The following is a 5,087-nucleotide window of genomic DNA, read 5'->3' as shown; positions in this document are numbered from 1 at the left end:
ATGTAAATGAGTTTCGTATATGTTCTGTATCATTATGATCATTCCTTTCTTTCTTGATAACTACCAGTTGAGTAATGAATGTAGTTCTAATAATGTACAGCTATATCTGATATACCTATTTATTATTATATCGAAATTGAAATACGATAAATCCAACTGAGGTAGCAAGTTCAAATGAAAATTTTACTACTTTTGTAGGAAAAGAGAAAAATCCATTAAATTCAGGTGAACTCATATTTAAATAATAAAAAAAGACAACACATGAAGTGAAACGCCACGTGTTGTCTTTTTTGTATCGTACAATATTACGAAGTTTCGCTAATTTTAGTTTCACTTTGAGTGTTAGTTGCAATTCTTTTCTTAACTTTAAAGTGATAGTAAGTATAGCAAAAGATGATAAATGGTACAGTACAATAAATGCCTAGTCTTTGATCTGGGATAAAGATAAGACTTACTAATATAATGCCATACAATCCAAAACCAAGAATTGGTACAAGGGGATAGAGTGGAGTTCTGAACTTCAAGTCGTCTAATTTTCCACCTTCAGCTAAATAGTGTTTGCGGAAAAAGAATTGAGAAACACAAATTGACATCCAAACAATAATTGTTATGACTCCAGAAATGGAAATTAACCATAAGTAAACCGTTTCAGCAGCTACGACGCTTGTTAAAAGAGAAAAAGCAGAAATAGCTATTGTCATGATTAAAGCGTTGAGAGGAATCCCACGTGATGATAATTTCTTTAAAAATGCTGGAGCCATTTCGTTTTTTGATAAAGACCAAAGCATTCGAGTAGCAGCGTATAGTCCTGAGTTTGCAACAGAAAGAACAGCAGTAAGAATAACAAAGTTCATAATATCAGCTGCATATGGAATACCGATATTATCAAAAACAGCAACGAATGGGCTCTTTGTGAGTCCTGCTTCTTCCCAAGGAATTAAAGCAACAAGAACAAAGATTGCTAAGACGAAGAAAAACATTGTGCGCCATATAATATTTCTAATAGAACGAGGTAAAGTTTTTGCTGGATCTTCACTTTCACCTGCTGCGATTCCGACAAGCTCTGTACCTTGGAAGGAATAATTGACTGTAACCATTGTTAATAGAATAGCTGCAAGTCCATTCGGAAATAAACCACCATGATTTACGAAATTTGAAAGGAGTGGAGCTGGTTCGTCGCCTTTTAAATCAATAAAGCCGAACATAGCGGCGCCACCAAGAATTATAAAAGCTATAATGGCAGATACTTTTATACTTGAAAACCAAAATTCTGTTTCTGCATAACTACGAGCAGATAATGCGTTAATAGTAAAGATTGTAACGCCAAATATTAAACACCAAACCCAAACAGGAATATCAGGAAACCAGCGCTGCATTGTAATACCGGCAGTTGTAAATTCAAGACCGGTCGTATTCGCCCAGCTTAACCAATACAACCATCCGATTGTAAAGCCAGTTGCAGGATTGATGAATTTAGTGGCATATTCCTGGAAAGAACCCGAAACAGGCATGGCTACAGCGAGTTCACCAAGACATAGCATAACGAAATACATTAATAATCCACCGGCCATAAAGGCAAGTACGGATCCACCAGGTCCAGCTTGACTTATTATAAAGCCAGATCCGTTAAATAACCCCGTTCCAATCACACCACCGAGTGCAATCATGAATAAGTGTCTACTTTTCATCGTACGTTTTAATTCATTGTTTGTATTGTTTACTTGCGCCATTGTTTTCCTCACTTTCGTAGTTGATAGAATAAAGTTTGATGTTTTTCCGTATTATGGAATGTATTCCGTGATGTGAAATCTTGTTATAATTTTCAGATAATTAAAAAGAAAAGTCAATATTTTTTTGTTTGCGTTTTCAATTCGTTGTTAGTGATATATTTTTATTGTTAGAAAATTGAATAAATATATTGATTTCATTTCGAATGTTTGCTAAATTGATAGTTAATTAAACGTACTAACATACTACGAGTAAAGTTGAGGCGAGTTATGGTACAGTCCATTGATCGAGCGATAAGTATTATTAAATTATTGAATTCTACAAATGAAAAAGAGTATTGGGCTATTTCTGATATAGCTGATGGAACACATCTCCCAGTTAGTACAGTACATAGATTACTTAACTCTCTAATGGAGCATGGGTTAGTTACACAAATACCAGAGACAAAACAGTACAAAATTGGACCAATGTGGATGGAAATAGGGTTACGTCAATTAGAGAAGGTAGACTACAGATCAGTTGCAAGAGAAGTGATGAAGCGGTTGGCCTTTGAAGTCGAAGAAAGTGTCTATTTAAATATTCCAAACGGAACACATTCTATTATCATTGAAAGAATTGATAGTCCTTTAAAAATTCGAGTTATCGATAATCTAGGGGAACAAATTCCACTTTCAATTGGTGCCGCAAATAAAACGATGCTTGCCAATATGAAAACGAATGAAATGGAACATATTGTAGAACATTTACTTTCTTCATTACCAGAACAAAAGCAAATTCTTCTTAATCAAATAAAGCAAATAAAAAATGAAGGATATGCTGTCAGTTATGGTGAAAAAACAGAAGGGACAGCTTCAGTAGCTGCACCTATTATCGGATTTAATCATAAAGTAGTAGGAGCATTAAGTGTTGGGTTAATTAGTCATCGTATTAATGATGATCGACTATCTTTTCTTATTAGCAAGGTAAAACAAGCAGCTCATGAAATATCAATAAAAATCGGCAGTACATCAGAACTATAATTTTGATAGCTGTCGTCATTTTTTATTCATATACTGGAATTCGTTTTCATAATGCGGAAAAATAGGGGGATTTATATGTCAAAGTGGCAATCAAAAGAACAATTGATTCAATTATTAAGCAGTCTTGTTGAAATTCCTAGTATTACCGGTTCAGAAGCTGAAGTAATATTGCCAGACTTTGTTGTGGAACAATTATCTGAATTACAGTATTTCAAAGAAAACCCGCATCATTTACAAAAAAATCCGACAGGGGACGGACGATATTTTGTTACAGCACTAGTAAAGAAAAAAGATAGTACAAAAAATACTGTAATTCTAGTAAGTCACTTTGATGTTGTAGATGTACAAGATTACGGAGTGTGGAAAGAAGATGCATTTAATCCTAAAAAGTTAACATCTATGTTTTATTCTCATAAAGATGAACTTCCAGACCATGTGCGTGAAGATATAGAACATGGGGAATGGCTGTTTGGTAGAGGAACAATGGATATGAAATGCGGTCTAGCATTACAAATGGCAATGATTGAACAAGCATGTGAAGGAAGATTCGATGGGAATGTTCTTTTATTGGCTGTACCAGATGAAGAAGTGAATTCTGTAGGGATGAGGGCCGCTGTTCCGAGACTGTTAGATTTAGCTAGAGAGCATAATTTAGATTATAAAACGGTCTTAAACTCAGAGCCTATGTTTTCAAGACATCCTGGTGACCAAAATAAGTATATTTACACTGGCTCTATTGGTAAAGTGTTACCTGGTTTTCTTTGCTATGGAAAAGAGACACATGTAGGTGAACCTTTTGCAGGCTTAAATGGGAGTTATATGGCTTCATTAATAACAGCAGAATTAGAGTTAAACACAGACCTTTGTGATATTGTAGAAGGGGAAGCGAGTCCTCCGCCAACTAACTTACTTCAAAGGGACTTAAAGGAGGATTATTCTGTACAAATTCCGCATCGTGCAGTTACATTATTTAATTTGTTTTTATTAGAAAAATCAATGACAGATGTAGTTTCATTGTTACGTCAAAAAGTAACGAAAGTAGCAGAGAAAATAGAAGAGTCGTATGAAAAACATGCATATCGTTTTTCTAAATATAATCCATTTATACCACCTAATCTCAAAGTAAATGTATTAACGTATGAAGAGCTTATCACATATGCAATTGAGCAACATGGACGAGAAAAAATAGATCATATTCAATCTAATATTATAAAAAATAGAGGAGATAAAGATGATCGTGCGGTAACGATTGATTTAGTAGATAAATTAGCGATTTTATGTAAAGAAAAGGCACCGATGATTGTACTTTTCTTCGCTCCGCCGTACTATCCAGCTGTGAGTTCACGCAACAATCCTTTAATAAAAGAGGTAGTTGTAGAAATGGAAAAGTATGCACATTACAATCATAAAATTACATTTGAAAACCAAAATTATTTTGGGGGGATTTCAGATTTAAGCTATGTAGGCTTGCAGTATCCACTGGATTCAATGAGTTCGCTTGTAGACAATATGCCATTATGGGATAAAGGCTATTCAATTCCGCTTCAGGAATTAGAAGAGTTTGATGTTCCAGTATTAAATATGGGACCGGTAGGAAAAGATGCACATCAATGGACAGAACGTCTAGATGTAAACTACGCATTTGAAACACTATTAGATATGTTACCGAAATGCATTGAAAAATTATTAGTTTCTAATAAAATTACACAATCATAGTAGGGAATAGGTAAGGGATAAAACAGAACCTTTAAAGAAGAGTCAAATCAAATTATTTTAATATAATTAAAAAGTAGAACGGCCAAGCTCAATTTTATATGAGTTTGGCCGTTTATCATGTAGTGAATTTTTAATTAAAATTATGTGAATTCATAGCTAACGTAATCTCTTTTATAGTTTTATTTTTTAGTTTGACCAGATAGTTCAACAGACTTTTGCGTACAACGCTGCATAGCTGAAATAATCGCTGTTCGTAATCCTTTTTCCTCTAATGTTGCTACAGCTTCTATTGTCGTTCCGCCAGGAGAACAAACCATATCTTTCAATTCACCTGGATGTATTCCTGTTTCTAGTACCATTTTTGCAGAGCCTAACACAGCTTGAGCAGCGAATTTATATGCTTGATTTCTTGGCATACCATCTAGTACAGCAGCATCTGCCATTGCTTCTATAATCATATATACATAAGCTGGTGAAGAACCACTTACGGATGTGACAACATCCATTAATTTTTCACTTACGATCTCTGTTTGACCAAAACTATTGAAAATGTTTAGTACATCTTCTAAATCTTTTTCTGTCACCATTTCATTAGGGCATAATGCAGACATTCCTTCTCCAACA

At 34.4% G+C, this 5,087-nt stretch carries 4 protein-coding genes; 2 read left to right on the top strand and 2 right to left on the bottom strand.

The genetic code is table 11. From position 1 onward, the window contains the following. Positions 1 to 305: 305 nt before the first annotated feature. On the bottom strand, positions 306 to 1,730 hold the full coding sequence (locus ABWK52_RS23900) for an amino acid permease (RefSeq protein WP_000079967.1): 1,425 nt from the start codon (positions 1,728 to 1,730) through the stop codon (positions 306 to 308). Positions 1,731 to 1,997: 267 nt separating this feature from the next. Between ABWK52_RS23900 and ABWK52_RS23895 the strand changes: the two genes are divergently transcribed. After that, a complete protein-coding gene (locus ABWK52_RS23895; protein ID WP_000250746.1) occupies positions 1,998 to 2,747 on the top strand; it encodes an IclR family transcriptional regulator in 750 nt (249 codons plus the stop codon). A gap of 51 nt (positions 2,748 to 2,798) precedes the next feature. Then, a complete protein-coding gene (locus ABWK52_RS23890; RefSeq protein ID WP_139883962.1) occupies positions 2,799 to 4,463 on the top strand; it encodes a M20/M25/M40 family metallo-hydrolase in 1,665 nt (554 codons plus the stop codon). Between the two features lie 179 nt (positions 4,464 to 4,642). Here the strand turns inward: ABWK52_RS23890 and ABWK52_RS23885 are convergent. Continuing rightward, positions 4,643 to 5,087: pyrroline-5-carboxylate reductase (locus tag ABWK52_RS23885; protein WP_326296646.1), on the bottom strand; the 445-nt coding region annotated here is incomplete at its 5' end.

Origin of the sequence: Bacillus sp. AP50, from assembly GCF_040492675.1 — a bacterium.
In the GTDB taxonomy this organism is placed as follows: Bacteria; Bacillota; Bacilli; order Bacillales; family Bacillaceae_G; genus Bacillus_A; species Bacillus_A cereus.
The sequence above is the reverse complement of the archived record's forward strand: the minus strand, read 5'-3'. Positions and strand labels throughout refer to the sequence as shown.

Bases quoted from the DNA above. Each gene is read 5' to 3' on its own strand.
- ABWK52_RS23900 (WP_000079967.1), bottom strand. From the start codon at position 1,730: ATGGCGCAAGTAAACAATACAAACAATGAATTAAAACGTACGATGAAA.
- ABWK52_RS23895 (WP_000250746.1), top strand. From the start codon at position 1,998: ATGGTACAGTCCATTGATCGAGCGATAAGTATTATTAAATTATTGAAT.
- ABWK52_RS23890 (WP_139883962.1), top strand. From the start codon at position 2,799: ATGCGGAAAAATAGGGGGATTTATATGTCAAAGTGGCAATCAAAAGAA.